Genomic DNA, 18646 nt, shown 5'->3' with positions numbered 1-18646 from the left:
GGGGCAATGTTGTGAAGAGACGATCAAGTCTGGTGGTGTTCTCTGCCATCACCACACTGCTGATCGCACCCGCCACCGCTCACGCGCAGAGCGAACCGCTCGCGCAACCGGTCAAGGGTGCACACGGACTGGACGCGAAAGCGTTGCAGCTCAAGATTTCTCCCCGTCTGAACCAGTCCGGCAAGGTCACCGCGTTCGTCGCGCTGGACCGCAAGCCTGCCGTCGACGCCTTCGAGGAGAAGAAGCCGCAGGGCAAGGAGGCCGCGAAGCAGGCCGCCAAGCAGGCGAAGAAGGACACCTCGGCGACGGCCGACCAGGTCGTCGGTGAGCTCAAGGCGAAGGACACCGCCACCAAGGAGCTCTACCGCACGTCCAACGGCGTTCCCGGCGTGGTCGTGACGGCGGACGCCGCGAAGGTCCGCGAACTGGCGAACCGCCCGGACGTGGCCGCGGTCTACCCGGTCGTGCCGAAACAGCGCCAGAACTCGAACGCGGTGCAGCTCACCAGGACGCTCAACGTCTGGCAGCAGTACGGCAAGCTCGGCGACGACATCCGGGTCGGCATCATCGACACCGGCGTCGACTACACGCACGCGAACTTCGGCGGTCCTGGCACGGTCGACGCGTTCCGCGCGGTCGACCCGCGCAAGGCGGACCCGAACTTCCCGACCGCGAAGGTCGTCGGCGGGTACGACTTCGTCGGTGAGGACTACGACGGGGCCAGCAAGGACCCGGCGGTCAACACGCCGAAGCCCGACCCGAACCCGATCGACTGCAACGGCCACGGCTCGCACGTCGCGGGCACCACGGCCGGCTTCGGCGAGAACGCCGACGGCAGCACGTTCAAGGGTGACTACACCAAGCTCGACGCCGACAAGCTCAACGCGATGAAGATCGGCCCCGGCACTGCGCCGAAGGCCCTCCTCTACGCGCTGAAGGTCTTCGGCTGCGAGGGCTCGACCAACGTCACCTCGCAGGCGCTCGACTGGGCGCTCGACCCCGACGGCGACGGCGACTTCTCCGACCACCTCGACGTGGTCAACCTGTCGCTCGGCTCCGACTACGGCGCACCGGACGACCCCGACAGCCTCTTCGTCAAGAAGCTGTTCAAGGTCGGCGTCATGCCGGTCTTCTCCGCGGGCAACGGCGGCGATCTCTACGACATCGCCGGCTCGCCGGGCAGCACGCCCGAGGCGCTGACCGTCGCGTCCGTGCGCGACTCGTTCGTGCTGCGTGACGGCGCCGTGGCCAACGGCCAGACGAAGCCCGGTCAGTACAGCCAGAACTTCACCGGCTACCTGGGCTACGACAAGACCCGGCCGGTCGCGAAGCTGACCCAGGCGGGCAACCTCGACGGCTGCCAGGCGATCACCGAGAACCTCGCCGGCAAGTTCGTGTGGCTGGAGTGGGACGACAACGACGCGACGCGCCGTTGTGGCTCGGGTGCCCGCACCAACAACGCGCAGGCCGCCGGTGCCGAGGGCGTGGTGCTTTCGTCCACTTTGAACAACTTCAACGCGGGCATCGCGGGCAACGCGACCATCCCGGTGTTCCAGTTCACCGGCGACGCCACCAACCAGGTGCGTCCGCTGCTGGACGCGGGCACGCTGACCGTCCGCCTGGCGGGTTCGCTGCGGACGTCGACGCCGACGTACGACCAGTCCATTTCGGACACCCCGAGCTCGTTCACCAGCCGTGGCACCCGTGGCCAGTCCATCAAGCCGGACGTCGCGGCCCCCGGTGACACGATCTCGTCGACCGCTGTCGGTTCCGGCAACGACCGTGCGGTGTTCTCCGGCACGTCGATGGCGTCCCCGCACGTCGCGGGCATCGCGGCCCTGGTGCGCCAGGCGCACCCGGACTACTCGCTGGAAGAGGTCAAGGCCGCGATCATGAACACCGCGGGTGCGGACGTGAAGGAGAACGGCAAGACCTTCGCGCCCAACCGCATCGGCACCGGTCGTGTGGACGGCAAGTCCGCGCTGGACAACCAGGTGCTGGCGTTCGTCGAGGACGACCCCGGCTACGTGAGCGCGAACTTCGGTGTCGTCGAGGTCGCCAAGCCGGTCTCGAAGACCAAGACGATCAAGATCGTCAACAAGTCGACCAAGCGCGTCGAGTACAACGTCGGCTACACGGCCGCCACGTCGATCCCCGGCGTGAGCTACGTGCTCTCGCAGAACAAGGTGACGCTGAGCCCGCGCGGCATCGCGCGTGTCAAGGTCACCCTGAAGATCGACGACCCGAAGGCGCTGCGCAAGACGATCGACTCGACCGTCGCTCCGACGCAACTCGACACGCCGCGTCAGTTCATCGCGGACGCCTCCGGTCGCGTGACCCTCACGCCGACCGCCGGTGCCACGGTGCCGCTGCGCCTGTCCGTCTACTCGGCGCCGAAGCCGGTCGCGGACATCAGCACGGCCGACAGCCTCAAGTTCCGCGGCAAGGACAAGCAGGCGATCCTCAACCTGACCGGCCGCGGGGTCGACCAGGGCACGGGCTCGCAGGCGTACCGCTCGCTGGTCAGCGTTCTCGAGTTGCAGGCCCAGTCGCCGAAGCTGCGCGACTGCAAGCGCAACGTCACCGAGAACTGCGCGCTCAACGAGACCGCCAAGGGCGGCGACCTGCGCTACGTCGGCGCGGCCTCCACGGCCCCGCTGGCCAAGGCTCAGGGCAAGCCCGAGGAGGCGCTGCTCGCGTTCGGCATCGCGACGTGGGGCAACTGGTACAGCCTCGGCACGAACACCGTTCCGTTCATCGACATCGACACGAACGGCGACGGCACGGCCGACTTCGAGACCCACGCGTCCCGCCTGACCGACACCGACCTGCTGGTCGCCACGACGGTCAACCTCAAGACGGGCGAGACGGTCGACATCCAGGCGGTCAACGGCCTGTTCGGTGACGTCGACACCAACACCGCCGACACCAACGTCGCGGTCTTGCCGGTGCTGCTCACGGCACTGGGCATCGACCCGGCCAAGGACACCTCGCGCATCTCGTACGTCGCCGGCACCACCGGCTTCTACGTGGCGCCGGGCAACGCGAACGGCCTGATCGACGTGATCGACCGCAACCTGTCCTTCGACCCGCTCAAGCCGGGTCTGTGGACGCAGGGTGGCGGCGACGCGGCGCTCTCGTACCTCGCCAAGCCGGGCACCGCGCTCGTGGTGAACAAGGACGAGGCGGCGCTCAAGGCCGACAAGTCCGAGGGCCTGCTGGTGCTCAACCACCACAACGCCAACGGCGACCGCGCGTCGGTCGTGACGGTGAAGTCGAGCGGGCGCGGTTCCGCTTACTGATCCGATGTTCGTCCCGCAGGCCCGGTCCCATCCCATGGGGCCGGGCCTGCGGCCTGTTACGGGGCGGAACCGGGGGTGGTCACCCCTTGACGCGACCCCGTTCCTGCGGTCGAGTGACACTCGAAAGTGGGCAATGGGCCGTGTGGGTGTCCCGCAGTACGGGAGAGAACACCCCGAAGGGGTGTCCGGCATGCGGCGAGTGGCCGTGATGCCGGTAGCCTTTCGCGAAGGAAAGTAGTCCCACTAATTGGGGACTGACACCTGGGAGGTGTGTGGATGCGGCTCGCAGTGATCCCAGGAGACGGGATCGGGCCCGAGGTCATCGCTGAGGCCCTGAAGGTCCTCGGCGAGGTCGTTCCGGCGGCCGAGATCACTCGCTACGACCTCGGCGCGGCGCGCTGGCACGCCACGGGAGAGTTGTTGCCCGAGTCGGTGCTGGGTGAGCTTCGCCAGCACGACGCGATCCTGCTCGGCGCGGTGGGCGACCCGTCGGTGCCGAGCGGAATCCTGGAGCGCGGTCTGTTGCTGCGCCTCCGGTTCGAGCTCGACCACCACGTGAACCTCCGCCCCGCCCGTCTCTACCCCGGCGTCCGCAGCCCGCTCGCGGACCCGCCGGAGATCGACATGGTGGTGGTCCGCGAGGGCACCGAGGGCCCGTACGCGGGCAACGGCGGTCTGCTCCGCAAGGACACGCCGCACGAGATCGCCACCGAGGTCTCGCTCAACACGTCGTTCGGTGTGGAGCGTGTCGTCCGCGACGCCTTCGCCCGCGCGGCGAACCGCCCGCGTCGCCACCTGACGCTGGTGCACAAGACGAACGTCCTCACGCACGCCGGCTCGTTGTGGTCGCGCGTGGTCGAGGAGGTCTCGCTGCAGCACCCGGACGTGACCGTGGCGTACCAGCACGTCGACGCGGCCACGATCCACCTGGTCACCGACCCTGGCCGGTACGACGTGATCGTGACGGACAACCTGTTCGGCGACATCCTGACCGACCTCGCCGCCGCCGTCACGGGTGGCATCGGCCTGGCCGCGTCGGGAAACATGGACGTGACGCGGCGCAACCCGTCGATGTTCGAGCCGGTGCACGGCTCGGCACCGGACATCGCGGGCCAGGGCATCGCGGACCCGACCGCCGCGGTCCTGTCCGTGGCGCTGCTGCTCGACCACCTGGGCGAGCACGAGGCAGCACGCCGGATCGAGGCCTCCGTGGCGTTCGACCTGGCGACCCGGGACCACCAGTCGCCGGGGGCCACCTACGGGATCGGTGACCGTCTCGCGGCGCTCGTGTCGTCGAACGTGCGCACGGGCTGAGTTCCAGCAGTCACGCGGGGACCTTTCGCACTCTGCGAAAGGTCCCCGCGTGCGTTCCCGGTCAGAGCTGGCCGGTCGACTCGCGCCAGGCCCGCTCCTTCTTGATCCACTCGTTGTCCTGCGGGAACTCGTCGATCGTCGGCACCCGGCGGATCTCGGTCTTGAAGCCCGCGGCCCTGATCGGTGCCCGCTTCGCCCACTCGACCGCCTCCTCCTTCGAGGCGACGTTGATGATGTAGTAGCCGTTGAACAGCTCCTTGGCCTCGCCGTAGGGGCCGTCGGTGACGATCGGCGGTTCGGCGGAGAAGTCGACGACCACGCCCTGGTTCGCGTCGTCCAGGCCCTCGGCGGCCAGCAGCACGCCCGCGCGGATCATCTCGTCGTTGAACTGGCCGGTCAGGTCCATCATCTTCTCGAAGTCGACGTCGCCGAGGTTCGCCCATGCCTCGTCGGTGGCGCGCCAGATCAGCATGAACTTCATGGTGTGTCTCCCTGTGTTCTCGGGCCACGAGGGCCTTGGCATCCACAGGTCGAACGGGCCCCGAGCCGGATCGACACGAGCCTCTAACTTTTTTCGAAGTTTCTGTTATCGCAGCTCAGAAGGCAGTCCGAAGGCTGTGAAGACTGCCGGCGACTGGAAGACGACGGTGTGCGCGACCAGGCCGCCGACGACGGTGAACACCTGCAGGGTGTGCAGCCGGAGCACACCGTCGTCCGGTGCGTAGGCGGCCACGGCGGGCTGGCCGTTGGCCGCGGCCGGGATCATCCGCCAGCCGGTCCCGCGCATCGCGAACACACGGCGGATGAAGGCGCCGTAGTCGTCGCGGCCGAGGAACCACAACGGCACCGGCGGCATCTCCAGGATCGCGTCCTCGGTGAGCAGGCCGACCAGCGCGGTCACGTCGGCTGCCTCGAACGCGCGGACGTACGCCTCGACGGTCTGCCGCACAGCCGGGTCGTCCGGCGGAGCGATCTTCTCCGAGGCCACGTCCGCGAGCCCCGCCCGCGCCCGTTGCAGAGCGCTGTTCACCGACGCGACCGTGGTGTCCAGCTGCCCGGCCACCTCGGCCGCGCTGAACTCCAGCACCTCGCGCAGCACCCAGACGGCGCGCTGGCGGGCGGGCAGCGACTGCATGGCCGCGACCAGGGCCAGGCGCAGGCCGTCACGCCGGACCGCGCGGTCGGCGGGATCGTCGGGGAAGGGCTCCAGCCACGGCACCTCGAACGCGGGCACCAGCGGGGTCTGCGGATCGGTGCTCGCGGCGCCCAGCCCGGACGGCAGCGGCCGGCGCGCCTTTCCCTCCAACGCGGTCAGGCACGCGTTCGTGGCGATCCGGTACAGCCAGGTCCTGATCGACGCCCTGCGCTCGTCGTAGCGCTCGCGGGCCTTCCACGCCCGCAGCATCGTCTCCTGGACCAGGTCCTCGGCCTCGTGGACCGACCCGAGCATGCGGTAGCAGTAGGCCAGCAGCTCGCCGCGGTGCTGCTCGACGCTGGTCTCGAAAGTCGTGTCGGTCATCGCGATGAGTATGGGAGGCCTCGCAGGTATGTAGTGGCATGAGCGATCTGATTGTCATCGAGTTCGTGACACTGGACGGCGTGGTCGAGGACCCGGACGGCTCCGGCGGCACACCCGGCGGCGGCTGGGCGTTCCGGCACGGACCGGAAGCCGTGGCGGGAGACAAGTTCGGGCTGGGACCGTTGCTCGACAGCGGTGTCATGCTGCTCGGCCGGACGACGTGGGAGCTGTTCGCCAAGATCTGGCCGGGCCGCACCGACGAGTTCTCCACGAAGATGAACGACATCCCCAAGCTCGTCGCCTCGCGCTCGCTGACCGGTGTGGACGGTTGGCGCAACTCGTCGCTGGTCGGGGGCGATCTCGTGGCGCAGGTGCGCGGGCTCAAGGCGCACAAGGACGTCGTGGTCACCGGCAGCACCAGCGTGGTGCGGCAGCTGGCCGAAGCCGGTCTCGTCGACGAGTACCGCCTGATGGTGTTCCCAACCGTGCTCGGTACCGGGCAACGACTTTTCGCCGGCCGGATGTCCGATTTGCACCTGGTCTCGCTGGAACGCAAGGGAAGTGCCGCACTCCTGCGCTACCGCACCGCTCCTCGGTGACGCGAGGTGTAGGGGGTTCCCTCATGCTTCCGCCGGTCCGGAGCGCAAGGCTGAGCCGGGGCACGAAACTGCCCCGGCGGCGAACCGAACTTCAAGGACGGCAATGAGAACAGCAATCCGTGTGCTCTGCGCGGCGGGCATCCTCGCGGCGCTCACACCCGGCGGCATCGCGCACGCCGAACCGGCGGGCACGACCCCCGTCAACGCTCCGGCGGACGGCCCGTCGCTCTCGGCCGACGGCCGCTACGTGGCGTTCTGGTCCTCGGCGAGCGACCTCGTGGCGGGCGACACCAACCGCGTGTCCGACGTGTTCGTGCGCGACCGGCAGACCGGGGAGACCACCAGGGTCAGCGTCGACTCCGCGGGCGTTCAGGGCGACAACGTCAGCCGCAACCCGTCGATCTCGGCGGACGGCCGCTACGTCGCGTTCGAGTCGTTCGCGACGAACCTGGTGGCCGAGGACACCCTGGGCCACTGGGACGTCTTCGTGCACGACCGGCAGACCGGGGCGACCACGAGGATCAGCCGCGGCCGTTACGAGCGGGAGGCCGAGAGCGACAGCCTCAATCCGTCGATCTCCGCCGACGGCCGGTTCGTCGCGTTCGACTCGCTGGCGTCGAACCTGATCTACCGCGACTGGAACAACTACCGCGACGTCTTCGTCCACGACCGGACTGACGGGAGGATCACCAAGGCCAGCATGGAGACCAACGGCTTCGAGAGCAACGGGCCCAGCCAGAAGCCCTCGATCTCGGCCGACGGCCGTTACGTCGCCTTCGAGTCCAACGCGACGAACCTCGCGGTGTGGTCCGACAACAACCGCGTGTCCGACGTGTTCGTGCGCGACCAGGAGACCGGCCGCACCAACCGCGTCAGCGTCTCCAGCGCCAACCTCGAGGGCGACTCGGTGAGCTGGCAGCCGTCGATCTCGGCCGACGGGCGTTACGTCGTCTACACGTCCAACGCGTCGAACCTGGTGCCCGGCGACAGTTCTCCCGGCGGTGACGTCGACATCGACGTGTTCCGATTCGACCGGCAGACCAAGAAGACCACCCAGGTGAACCTCGGCCCGGACGGCACGAGCACCAGCGGCACGCCCGTGCACCGCCCGGTGATCTCGGCCGACGGCCGGTTCGTCGCGTTCCAGTCCGGCGAGTGGGACCTGGTCCCCGGCGACACCAACGGCAGCTGGGACGTCTTCCGGCGCGACATGGTGACCACGACCACGACCAGGGTCAGCGTCGCCTCCGCGGGGGAGGAGGCCAACAGCCAGAGCGGAACGCCCGCGATCTCGGCCGACGGACGCCACGTCGCGTTCACGAGCTACGCGACCAACCTCGGCGGAAGTCCCACACTGGTCGCCAACCTCTACGTGCGCGACCTCGGCGACTGAGCGGACGCCCACACCCCGGCCAGCGCCGCCCGGCCGGAGACCCCGGCCTTCGCGTAGATCCGTCCCAGGTGGACCTCGACGGTCCTGGGACTCAGGTGCAGTCGCAGGCCGATGTCCCGGTTGGTCAGACCGTCCGCGACGAGCGCGGCGATCTCCACCTCGCGGGCGGTCAGGTCGAAGCGGTTCGTCTCGGCGCGGCGGGGACGGCGTGCGTTCATGCGCCGTTCCTCCCGCGCCAACTGGGGCAGGAACAGCCGCGCGTCGCAGCGGGTGAACACCGTGCGGGCGGCCACGAAGTGCTCACGGGCCAACTCGATCTCGTCGCTGCCGCCGAACGCGGTGGCGGCGAGCAGGTGTGCCCGGCCCGCCTCCACGGCCACCCCGAGCCGGGTGAACGTGCCGGCGGCGGCGACCGCGAACGGTGCGGCCGCCGCCGGATCCGTTGGGAGAGTGGCGATCGCGCGGGCCAGCTCGGCCATCGCGGTGCGCAGCGGCACCCCGAGCGCTGTGGCCGCGTCCTCAGCGCGGTCCGCCCACCCGGTGGCGTCCCGGCCGATCGCGACCTCGGCCTCGGCGAGCAGCTGGTAGGTCAACGGTCGGGTGAGCGGGTCCACCGCGGGCAGTTCGGGTCCGCCACCGGTGCTCAGCAACACCTCGACGCAGCCGTGCGGATCGCCGTTGTGCACCAGCGCCTGGGCCAGCATCGCCTCGGCCTGACCGCTGCGCCACGTGTTCGAGGCGACGGAGTGGTCGTCGATGGCCACAGCCCGTTCGCCCAGGCGCACCGCCTCGGCCGGGTCCCCGCGCAACGCCGTGATCCAGCAGCCGAAGGTCAGCACCGTGACGCGGAGCTCGTCGCTGTCGGTCAGCTCGGCCGTCTCCATGCCGTCCTCGAAGCAGTTCGCCGCCTCCGCCAGCTCGCCGACGTAGGCGTGCACCATCCCGCGGATCGCGGTCAGCACTGCGATCGCGTGCGTCTGTCCACTCGCGCGGGCGAGCCGCAGACCTCGGCCGACATGCCTGCCCGCCGCCGTGAGCCGGTCGGCGGAGGCTTCGGCCCAGCCCAGCCAGAAGACCGCGTCGATGTCGCGGACCAGGTCGCCGTCCGGCAGCCCGTCGACGAGCGCCGCCGCCTCGTCCAGCCGGTCCGCCCGCAGGTCGACGAGGGTCGCGACCGACAGCGCCATGGCCAGCAGGGTGGGATCCCCTGCGTCCCGTGCGGCCGTGATCACCTCGGTGATTTCGTCACGGCCTGGTGCACGCTCCCGTTCGACGCTGCGGCCCGCGAGGAGCGCGACCTGCAGCACCGCCGCCGAATGAGCATCCGTGTCCGCGATCCGCCGCCACTCGCCGCGCAGCATCGCCGTGGCCTCGGTGTAGCGCCCGAGGAGCCGTTCCACGGTCGCGCAGGCCCGCACCGTCCGCGCCCGTGCGGCCGTCAGTTCGACCGGCAGGAGCCGCAGCACCTCGTGCATCGTCTCGCTGGCCTGCCGCAGATCTCCCGTGGCACCGAGTGCCTGGGCCAGCCGCCCGAGCAGGAGAAGTCGTTGCGGCGTGGCCGACTCCGCGTCGGGGAGCAACCTGATGGCCGCCCGCAGGAAGTGCGCCGCCGTCGCGGGCGTGGAGTGCATCGTCGCCTCGGCTGCCTCGCCGAGCACCGCGACGGCGTCGAGATCGCCTCGGGCGGCGGACCGCTCCACGTGCCGGGCGAACTCGGCGGGAGGCGCCCCACGGCGTCGCAACGCCGCCGCTGCCCTGCCGTGTGCCTGGAGCCGCCAGCCCGGACCCGCGTCCTGGTAGGCGACGCTGCGCACGAGCGGGTGGCGGTAGCGGAACCGGCCGGTGGCGACGTCCAGCCGCACCAGGTCGCGGTCGGCGAGCCGGTCGAGATCGGTGAGCACCGACTCCGGTGCCAGCGTCGCGGTTTCGGCGAGAGAGCCGGCGTCGAAGTCGTCCCCGACGACCGCGGCCGCATGGGCGACGACCCGTTCCCGCGGCGTCAACGCGGCCAGTTCGGCGGCGAGCACCGCGTGGACGGCGACCGGCAGGCCGTTCGCGTCGGCCCGTACCAGCGCCTCCAGGTAGAAAGGATTTCCCGCGCCCGCCCGGTGGATCTCCTCGCGCCGGGACCGGCCGAGCTCGGCGGGCAGGAGCAGGTCGGCGTCCGCCAGAGCCAGCGGCGCGAGCTCCAGCAGTTCGGCCACACCGTCGGCCGCGGCGCGCGACAACGCGTGCCACAGGCGGGACGAGGTCTGCCGGGATCTGCTCGCCAGCGCGAGGAGCAGCCGCCCCCGTGGTGGGTGCCGCAGCAGGAAGTCGAGCAGTTCCACCGAACCCTCGTCCGCCCAGTGCAGGTCGTCGAGCACGAGCACCAGCCCGCACGGTTCGACGAGCAACTCCAGCAGTGCGCGGACGGCCCTGTGCAACCGGTACCGCTCCGCGTCCACCAGGTCCGCCGGGCCGTCCGCGGGGATCGCGGGGAAGATCGTCGCGAGCAACCCGAGCCGTTCGGGACCGAGCACGGCGAGCCTGTCCGGTTCCAGCCGCGCGAGGTGGTCGTCGAGTGCGGTGACGAACACCCCGAACGGCACGTGCGACTCGAACTCCGCCGCGCGTGCGCCGCGGACCGTCCACCCCGTCGCGAGCGTCGTCAGTTCCGCCAGCAGCCTGCTCTTGCCGATTCCCGGTTCACCGGTGACCACGACGCACCGGGCGCCGTCCGCTGCCAGCAGTCTGCGCAGGACGGCGAGCTCTCGCGCCCGGCCGGGTAACTCAGCCATACCTGGGTGGACCTGCCTTCCGGTCGCCGGCCGGAACCTCGCTGCCGAGGCTCGGGTTAGCATGCGTGGGTCGTGCGTGGGGGAAGTCCGGTCGAAGTCCGGCGCTGACCCGCAACGGTAGGCCCTCCGGCGAGAGGGCGAGCCCGAATACCCGCACACGGCAGACCAAAGCAACTCTCCTGCCGTGGACTGCGGGAAGGGAACAAGTGATCGGGAAGATCAGCGCGCTCGTCGGCGTGCTCGCCGTCAGCGTTGTCGCGGGCGTTTCGCTCGGCCCCGTCAGCATCCCGTTCGGCCAGACCGCCGAACTGCTGCACGCCGCCATCACCGGCGGGGTGATCTCCGCCGCCGACGCCGGGCAGTACCACATCGTCTGGGACATCCGGCTGCCTCGCGTGCTGCTGGCCGCGGTCGTCGGCGCGGGCCTCGCCACCGTGGGCGTGGCGATGCAGGCGATGGTGCGCAACGCGCTCGCGGACCCGTACGTGCTCGGCATCTCGTCGGGCGCCAGCGTGGGTGCGATCGCGGTCGCCACGCTCGGGGTGCTGCCCTCGCTCGGCGTGTACGCGATGTCGGTCGGCGCGTTCACGACGGCGCTGGGTGCGAGCGTGCTCGTCTACCTCACCGCGCGCACGAACCGGGGCCTCGCGCCGCTCAAGCTGGTGCTGACCGGCACCGCGCTCGGCTACGGGTTCTCCGCGATCGCGATGCTCCTCGTCTTCCAGGCACCGCGGGGAGACGCCTCCCGCGCCGCGATGCTGTGGCTGCTCGGCAGTCTCGGTGGCGCGAGCTGGCAGTCGTTGCCGGTAGCGGCGTTCGTCACCGCGGGCGGCATCGTCCATCTGCTGACGAAGGCCCGGCCGCTCAACGCGCTCGCGATGGGCGACGAGACCGCGACCACGCTCGGGGTGCCGGTGCAACGCCTGCGCACGCACCTGTTCCTGGTCACCGCGGCCATGACCGGCGTGCTGGTGGCGGTCAGCGGCGCGGTCGGGTTCGTCGGGCTGATGTTGCCGCACCTCACGCGCATGGTCGTGGGAGCCGATCACCGCAAGGTGCTGCCGCTGGTGCCGCTCGCGGGTGCCAGCTTCCTGGTCTGGGTCGACGTCGCCGCGCGCATGCTGGCGGCGCCCGAAGAGCTTCCGCTGGGCGTGATCACGGCCGCGCTCGGCGTGCCCTGCTTCGTGTTCCTCATGCGCCGCAAGGCCTACGTCTTCGGGGGACGCTGATGCTGGTCGAGCTCGACGGCCTGACCGTCAAGGGCATCGTCGACGACATCAGTCTCCGCGCCGAGAACGAGGTCGCCGGCATCATCGGCCCCAACGGCAGCGGCAAGTCGACGACGCTGCGCTGCGTGTACCGGGCGTTGAAGCCCACCTCCGGTGCCGTGCTCGTCGACGGCGAGAACGTCCACAAGCGACAGAACCTCGCCGTGGACCTCGCCGCGCTCACCCAGGAGTCGCAGGTCGAGTTCGACTTCACGGTCGCCGAGGTCGTGGAGATGGGCAGGCTGCCGCACGAGCGCGATCCCGCGAAGGACGCGCGGGTCTGCGCCGAGGCACTGGCCACAGTGGACGCGGCTCATCTCGCGGCCAGGAGCTTCCTGACCCTGTCCGGTGGCGAGCGGCAGCGCGTGCTCATCGCTCGCGCGCTCGCTCAGGAACCGAACGTGCTCGTGCTCGACGAGCCGACGAACCACCTCGACATCCGCCACCAGCTCGACGTGCTGCGGCTGGCCCGCACGCTGGGCAGGACCGTTCTGACCGTGCTGCACGACCTCAACCTCGCCGCGTCCTACTGCGACCGGCTGTACGTGCTCGACGAGGGACGGCTCGTGGCGGGCGGCACCCCGCACGACGTGCTCACGCCGGAGCTGATCGCCAAGGTCTTCCACGTCACCGCGCACGTGGTTCCCCATCCCACCACGGGAGTGCCCCAGCTCCTGTTCGACCAGGAGGTCACCCCTTGAGAATCGCACTCGCCACGGCAGCGCTGCTGCTCGTCTCCGGCTGCGGTGCCACGGTCGCGCAGGACACCTCCGCGTCCGACCCGGTGACGGTGAAGAACTGCGGCCAGTACGTCACCTACGACAAGGTGCCGTCCAAAGTGGTCACCAACGACACCGGCATCACCGAGCTGATGTTCGCGCTGGGCCTCAGGGACCGGATGGCCGGGTACGTGGTCGACGGCATCGACACCGTCGACGTCCGCACGTCACCGTGGAAGACGGACTTCGAGAGCGCGAAGCACCTGTCCGACAAGATCTCCAAGGAGGTCGTGCAGGGCGCGAACGCCGATCTCGTCCTCGCCGGCTGGAACTACGGCTTCAGCGAGAGCACCGGCTTCACCCCGGACGCGTTGAAGCAGATCGGAATCCCGACGTACCAGCTGACCGAGGCGTGCCGCAACGGCACCGGCAAGCAGCGCGGCATCATGCCCGCGCTCGACGCGTTGTACACGGACCTGCGCAACCTCGGGAAGATCTTCCGGGTCGAGGCGAAGGCCGAGGAGCTCATCAGGTCCTACGAGGCTCAGATCGAGAACGCGGGCAAGCTGATGGCCGGCAGGCCGCGGCCCAACGTGTTCCTCTACGACAGCGGCCAGGACCAGCCGTTCACGTCCGGGAAGAACGCGGCGCCGCAGGACGTGATCTCCAAGGCCGGCGGCGACAACATCTTCGCCGACCTCGACGACAGCTGGGCCACGGTGAACTGGGAGACGGTCGTGCAGCGCGACCCGGACGTCGTGCTGATCGTGGACTACGCGGACGGGCAGGCGAACACGCCCGCGCAGAAGCAGGCGTTCCTGGAGGGCTTCGCGGGCCTCGCGAACTCGCCCGCGATCAGGAACAAGCGGTTCTTCGCGCTTCCATACGCCGCACTGGTGGAGTCGCCGCGCAACCCGGCGTCGATCGAGGCGTTCGCGAAGTACCTGTCACAGGCGTGAATCCAGTACTGAGAGGCGTGCGCCAGTACTCACCGTGACCAGATAGTGGGAGATTTCCTCCCGGCGCTTGGTACGCCGTGCTGAGCTGTGGCAGCATCCGCGTCATGGTTCAGCACGTCGCCATCATTATTGACGAGCGCGTCGGGTAGTTGCCGCCCCTGGCACCCGACGCGCAGACCTCTCGCATCCCGCGGGGGGTCTTTTTGTTTGCCCGGATGAGGAGATGACCCCGATGGCCGGCCCGAGCGACGAGTTCCACGTCTACGACACGACGTTGCGCGATGGCGCACAACGTGAGGGCATTTCGTACTCCGTCACGGACAAGCTCGCGGTCGCGCGGCTGCTGGACGGTCTCGGCGTCGGGTTCATCGAGGGCGGCTGGCCCGGTGCCATGCCCAAGGACACGGAGTTCTTCGCGCGGGCGGCGGCAGGGGACCTGGAGCTCAAGCACGCCAAGCTGGTCGCGTTCGGCGCGACTCGCAAGGCGGGGGTCAAGGTCGAGGAGGACCCGCAGGTCAAGGCGCTGCTGGACTCCCAGGCGCCGGTGGTCACGCTGGTGGCCAAGTCGGACCTGCGGCACATCGAACGGGCGTTGCGCACCGACACCGGCGAGAACCTCAAGATGGTGCGCGACACCGTGAAGTACCTGAAGGACCACGGAAGGCGCGTCTTCCTCGACGCCGAGCACTTCTTCGACGGCTACGCGTTCTCCCCGGACACCTCGCTTCGCGTGCTGGAGTCCGCTGTGGAGGGTGGCGCGGACGTCGTTGTGCTGTGCGACACGAACGGCGGCCAGCTGCCGCTGGGTCTCGCCGAGACGGTCGCGGAGATCGTCGGGAAGACCGGTTTCCGAGTAGGAATCCACTGCCAGGACGACACGTCCTGCGCCGTGGCGAACACCCTCGCGGCCGTTCAGGCGGGCGCGACGCACGTTCAGTGCACCGCCAATGGTTATGGCGAGCGAGCAGGCAACGCCGACCTGTTCGCCGTCGTGGGAAACCTCGTGACCAAGCTCGGCATGGACGTGCTCCCGACCGGGGCACTGGCCGAGCTCACCCGTGTCTCCCATGCGTTGGCCGAGATCGCGAACATCGCACCCGACACCCACCAGGCCTATGTCGGGTCGTCAGCATTCGCTCACAAGGCGGGTCTGCACGCGAGCGCGATCAAGGTGGATCCGGAGCTGTACAACCACATCGATCCGGACACCGTCGGCAACGACATGCGGGTGCTGGTCACCGAGATGGCCGGTCGGGCGAGCATCGAACTCAAGGGACGTGAGTTCGGACTCGACCTGACCGGCCGGTCAGCCGAAGTGGGAAGCGCTCTCGCTCGGGTCAAGGAGCTGGAGGCGAAGGGCTGGTCGTTCGAGGCGGCCGACGCGTCGATGGAGCTGCTGCTGCGCAACGAGCTGTCCGAACTGGACACTCCGCCCTTCACGCTGGAGTCGTACCGGGTGGTGCTGGATCACCGCTCGGACGGCGAGATCGTGTCCGAGGCCACGGTCAAGGTGCACGTGGCGGGGGAGCGGGTCATCGCGACCGCCGAGGGGAACGGCCCGGTGCACGCCCTGGACGCCGCCCTGCGCAAGGCGTTGCTGCCGCATCTGTCCTGGTTGGACACTGTGGAGCTGGCCGACTACAAGGTGCGCATCCTCACCGAGCACCCCGGGACGGACGCCGTCACGCGCGTGCTGGTGGAGTCCACGGACGGTGAGCGCGAGTGGACCACTGTGGGTGTGCACGGAAACATCGTCGAGGCCTCCTGGCTAGCACTGTGTGACGCCTTGGTGCACAAGTCGATGCGCTCCAAGCCCGTCTAAGGTGTAGTACGTGCGTATCGCCCGAATAGCTCACCCTCAAGGCGTAGCTTTTGTCGCCGTTCACGGCGAAGAGGCTGCGGAGATCGCCGAACACCCCTTCGGCACGCCCACCTTCACCGGCCGGAAGTGGCCGTTGGCCGACGTCAGGCTGCTGGCGCCGATCCTGCCCACCAAGATCATCGGCATCGGCCGCAACTACGCCGACCACGCCGCTGAGCTGGGCAACGAGGTCCCGGCCGAGCCGTTGGTCTTCCTCAAGCCCAACACCTCGGTGATCGGCCCGAACGTCGAGATCAAGATCCCCGCGGCGTCCGAGCGGGTCGACTTCGAGGGCGAGCTGGCCGTCATCATCGGCCAGCCGTGCCGCGACGTCTCGAAGGCCAAGGCGATGAGCGTGGTGATGGGGTACACCATCGCCAACGATGTCACCGCCCGCGACCTGCAGAAGAAGGACGTGCAGTTCACTCGCGCCAAGGGTTTTGACACGTTCTGCCCGATGGGTCCCTTCATCGAGACCGAGTTCGACCCCTCCGATGTCCGGGTCGTCACCGAGCTCGACGGGGAGGTCAAGCAGGACGGGCGTACTTCGTTGATGGTGCACGACATTCCGTCGCTCATCGAGTACGTCTCCGGAGTCATGACGCTGCTTCCCGGCGACGTGATCCTGACCGGGACGCCGGCCGGTGTCGGGCCGATGAGGGCCGGACAGACGGTCTCCGTGACTGTGGACGGCCTTGGGACGCTCACCAATCCGGTCGCAAATAGGTAGCCGTACGGAGCAATCCGGCGTCCGGCAGGTTACGCACTCGGGTACCCACTAGTAACTTCCCGGTGTCATGACGGACCTGGCGTCCACCCGTGTGCTGTTGGTCGATGGTTCGCAGCTCATCACAGAGGGCCTGCGCATCTCGCTGCACCGCACGCACTGCTTCCGCGTTGTGGGTATCGCCCACACCGTGGCCGACGCTGCGCGCTGTCTGCGCAGCGTCCTGGTGGACCTGGTCGTCACGGACTTCGACGTGCCGGGCGCCGGGCCTTTGCGCACCGTGCGGGACACGGCGCAGTTCCGGCCGAGCGCCCGTGTCGTCGTGCTGTCCAATGCGGACAGTCCGAGCTGGGCCCGCGCGGCCCTGGACGCCGGCGCGGTGGCCTACCTGCTGAAAACCTCACCCGTGGCCGAACTGTTACCGCTGATCGCGGCCGCTGTGCGGGGTGCTCCCGCCACGATCGACGCACGGGTGGGGTCGCTCGCGCGCCTGCCGTCGCGGATGCCTCCCCCCGCCTCGCTCGGCCGGCTGTCGGCTCGTGAGTTCGACGTGCTGGCCGAGATGGCGAAGGGGATGGACAACGCGCGCATCGCCCAGCGGCTCTTCATCAGCAACGACACCGTGAAGACCCACGTGAAGGCGATCCTGCGCAAGCTGGGCGCACGCGATCGCGCCCACGCCGTGGCGATGGTGCTCGGCGAAAGCTCCGAGGCCTTCGTCACGACCTAGCGATCCTCGGGCTTGGTCACGACCTGGCGATCGTCTGCGGCTTCCTGCGCGCGAACTCGGGCGCGTGTTCCGGTCGCGGGCCGATCGCGATCACGTAGGCCGGCACCGCCTGCAGGAACGGGAGCCGCTGCGCCATCTTCAGCATGAACGGCATGCCGGTGCTGGAGACCGTCTCGGTGCTGTTGAGCTTGCGGCCCAGGAACAGCCTGTGGATGATCCGCTGCACGGTCTGGATCACCACCGTCGGGAACAGCCTGCGCCTGCGCACCTTCGCGAGCGCCGCGCTCGAGACCGCGCCCTGCTGCAACGGCTTCGCGAGCAGCCTCGCGGTGGCCACGGCGTCCTGCACGGCGAGGTTGATGCCCACGCCGCCGACCGGTGACATCGCGTGCGCCGCGTCACCGATGCACAACAGCCCGTCGACGTGCCACTGCCGCAACCTGTCCAGCTTCACGTCGAGCAGCTTCGGGTCGTCGATGCTCTTGATGTGGTCGACGCGGTCGGCGAGCCACGGGACGAGCGTGACCACGCGCTCGCGGAACTTCTCGACGCCCTCGGCGCGCAGCTTCTGGTCCGTGCCCTTGCGGATCAGGAACGCGCACTGGAAGTAGTCGCCCCGCGGGATGAGCACCATCGCGCTGCCCGCGCTGAACCGTCCGGCGCCGCCCTTGACCGCGTCGCTCTCCTTGCGCGGCAAGCGGAACCACCAGACGTCCATCGGCGCGCCGAACTCGTAGACCGGCAGGCCCACGGCGGCGCGCAGGATCGAGCTCCGCCCGTCCGCCGCGACGACGAGGTCCGCGGCGATCTCGCCCTCGTGCCCGTCGACGCGGTCGCGGTACTTCACGCCCGTGACCCTGTTGCCGGCCTTGGTGATCCCGGTGACCTCGGTGTTGACCCGCAGCGTGAACGTGGGCTCGAGCTTGCCCGCGTCCGCCAGCAGGTCCAGGAAGTCCCACTGCGGCACCATCGCGATGCGCTTGTTCGGCCCGGGAAGCCTGCGCAGGTCGGCGATCGTGGCCGTCGTGCCGCCGTCGAGCAGCGCCTCGATCTTGTCGACGTCCTGGTGCGGCACCTGCTCGAACGCGGGACCCAGCCCCAGCTCGTCCATGAGCGTGAGCGTCGACGCGTGCACCGTGTCGCCGCGGAAGTCGCGCAGGAAGTCGGCGTGCTTCTCCAGCACCGTGACCTCGACACCGCCGCGTGCCAGCAGCAGCCCCAGCACCATGCCCGCGGGTCCGCCTCCGACGACCAGGCAGGTGGTCCGCTCGGTGTTCCTCTCCATCTCGATCCCCTCATTTCAACCGCTGTTGAATAAACTCAGCATGCTCTCGATCGCCAGGTGCGTCAAGCTGGGTTACGGGTGACGTGGGTCGCGCCGGGCCGAGGTCCTCTGTGGACGGTCTGGGAAACCAGGCCTCGAAACGATTGCGGCCGCTGCGGAATGTCGTTGTGCGAGCTAGGGTGTCGCGCCC

Annotated in this window: 14 protein-coding genes and 1 riboswitch; of the genes, 10 read left to right on the top strand and 4 right to left on the bottom strand. The window is 69.4% G+C overall.

Features of this window, described 5'->3' with window-relative positions; translation table 11 throughout:
• Nucleotides 1-32 precede the first annotated feature (32 nt).
• Together ABZ345_RS11400 and ABZ345_RS11395 are read left to right on the top strand one after the other, a co-directional pair.
• Nucleotides 33-3302, top strand: a complete 3270-nt coding sequence (locus ABZ345_RS11400; RefSeq protein WP_359845683.1) for a S8 family serine peptidase — start codon at nt 33-35, stop codon at nt 3300-3302.
• 276 nt (nt 3303-3578) lie between these two features.
• Complete coding sequence (locus ABZ345_RS11395; protein ID WP_359845680.1) at nt 3579-4616, top strand: 3-isopropylmalate dehydrogenase; 1038 nt, start codon at nt 3579-3581, stop codon at nt 4614-4616.
• Nucleotides 4617-4677: 61 nt separating this feature from the next.
• On the opposite strand, the gene ABZ345_RS11390 is transcribed toward ABZ345_RS11395, so the two are convergent.
• Both ABZ345_RS11390 and ABZ345_RS11385 read right to left on the bottom strand, forming a co-directional pair.
• A complete protein-coding gene (locus ABZ345_RS11390; RefSeq protein ID WP_359845677.1) occupies nt 4678-5097 on the bottom strand; it encodes a YciI family protein in 420 nt (139 codons plus the stop codon).
• Between the two features lie 105 nt (nt 5098-5202).
• Complete coding sequence (locus ABZ345_RS11385) at nt 5203-6135, bottom strand: sigma-70 family RNA polymerase sigma factor (RefSeq protein ID WP_359845674.1); 933 nt, start codon at nt 6133-6135, stop codon at nt 5203-5205.
• 38 nt (nt 6136-6173) lie between these two features.
• Here ABZ345_RS11385 and ABZ345_RS11380 point away from each other — a divergent pair, with 38 nt between their 5' ends.
• Together ABZ345_RS11380 and ABZ345_RS11375 are read left to right on the top strand one after the other, a co-directional pair.
• Nucleotides 6174-6734 carry a dihydrofolate reductase family protein gene (locus ABZ345_RS11380; RefSeq protein ID WP_359845671.1) on the top strand — a complete coding sequence of 187 codons (561 nt, stop codon included), beginning with the start codon at nt 6174-6176 and terminating at the stop codon, nt 6732-6734.
• A 103-nt stretch (nt 6735-6837) separates the two neighbouring features.
• Complete coding sequence (locus ABZ345_RS11375; RefSeq protein WP_359845668.1) at nt 6838-8127, top strand: hypothetical protein; 1290 nt, start codon at nt 6838-6840, stop codon at nt 8125-8127.
• On the opposite strand, the gene ABZ345_RS11370 is transcribed toward ABZ345_RS11375, so the two are convergent.
• Complete coding sequence (locus ABZ345_RS11370) at nt 8103-10907, bottom strand: LuxR family transcriptional regulator (RefSeq protein ID WP_359845665.1); 2805 nt, start codon at nt 10905-10907, stop codon at nt 8103-8105. The genes ABZ345_RS11375 and ABZ345_RS11370 overlap by 25 nt on opposite strands.
• 50 nt (nt 10908-10957) lie before the next feature.
• A riboswitch (cobalamin riboswitch) is annotated at nt 10958-11081 on the top strand.
• A gap of 32 nt (nt 11082-11113) precedes the next feature.
• On the opposite strand from ABZ345_RS11370, the gene ABZ345_RS11365 reads away from it, so the two are divergent.
• The 6 genes from ABZ345_RS11365 to ABZ345_RS11340 all read left to right on the top strand — a co-directional run bounded on the left by ABZ345_RS11365 (nt 11114) and on the right by ABZ345_RS11340 (nt 17171).
• Entirely contained in the window at nt 11114-12136 is a 1023-nt protein-coding gene (locus ABZ345_RS11365) for an iron ABC transporter permease (RefSeq protein WP_359845663.1), read from the top strand.
• Entirely contained in the window at nt 12136-12876 is a 741-nt protein-coding gene (locus ABZ345_RS11360; RefSeq protein ID WP_359845660.1) for an ABC transporter ATP-binding protein, read from the top strand. Before ABZ345_RS11365 ends, ABZ345_RS11360 begins: the two co-directional genes overlap by 1 nt.
• Nucleotides 12873-13853 (top strand): ABC transporter substrate-binding protein, encoded by a 981-nt coding sequence (locus ABZ345_RS11355; RefSeq protein WP_359845657.1) that lies wholly within the window; start codon nt 12873-12875, stop codon nt 13851-13853. The genes ABZ345_RS11360 and ABZ345_RS11355 overlap by 4 nt, the downstream gene beginning before the upstream one ends.
• Nucleotides 13854-14076: 223 nt before the next feature.
• Nucleotides 14077-15675: a citramalate synthase gene (cimA, locus tag ABZ345_RS11350; protein WP_359845654.1), complete on the top strand. Its 1599-nt coding sequence runs from the start codon at nt 14077-14079 to the stop codon at nt 15673-15675.
• 10 nt (nt 15676-15685) lie between these two features.
• Nucleotides 15686-16444, top strand: coding sequence for a fumarylacetoacetate hydrolase family protein (locus ABZ345_RS11345; RefSeq protein ID WP_359845651.1), 759 nt, complete (start codon nt 15686-15688; stop codon nt 16442-16444).
• A 67-nt stretch (nt 16445-16511) separates the two neighbouring features.
• Entirely contained in the window at nt 16512-17171 is a 660-nt protein-coding gene (locus ABZ345_RS11340) for a response regulator transcription factor (RefSeq protein WP_359845648.1), read from the top strand.
• Between the two features lie 16 nt (nt 17172-17187).
• Here the strand turns inward: ABZ345_RS11340 and ABZ345_RS11335 are convergent, their stop codons facing one another.
• The gene (locus ABZ345_RS11335) at nt 17188-18456 is read right to left on the bottom strand and encodes an FAD-dependent oxidoreductase (protein ID WP_359845645.1); all 1269 of its coding nucleotides are present in this window, start codon (nt 18454-18456) and stop codon (nt 17188-17190) included.
• Nucleotides 18457-18646: the final 190 nt, after the last annotated feature.

The sequence above is a fragment of the Lentzea sp. NPDC005914 genome, assembly GCF_040629405.1.
In the GTDB taxonomy this organism is placed as follows: domain Bacteria; phylum Actinomycetota; class Actinomycetes; order Mycobacteriales; family Pseudonocardiaceae; genus Lentzea.
This window is presented reverse-complemented; position numbering and strand designations above follow the sequence as displayed.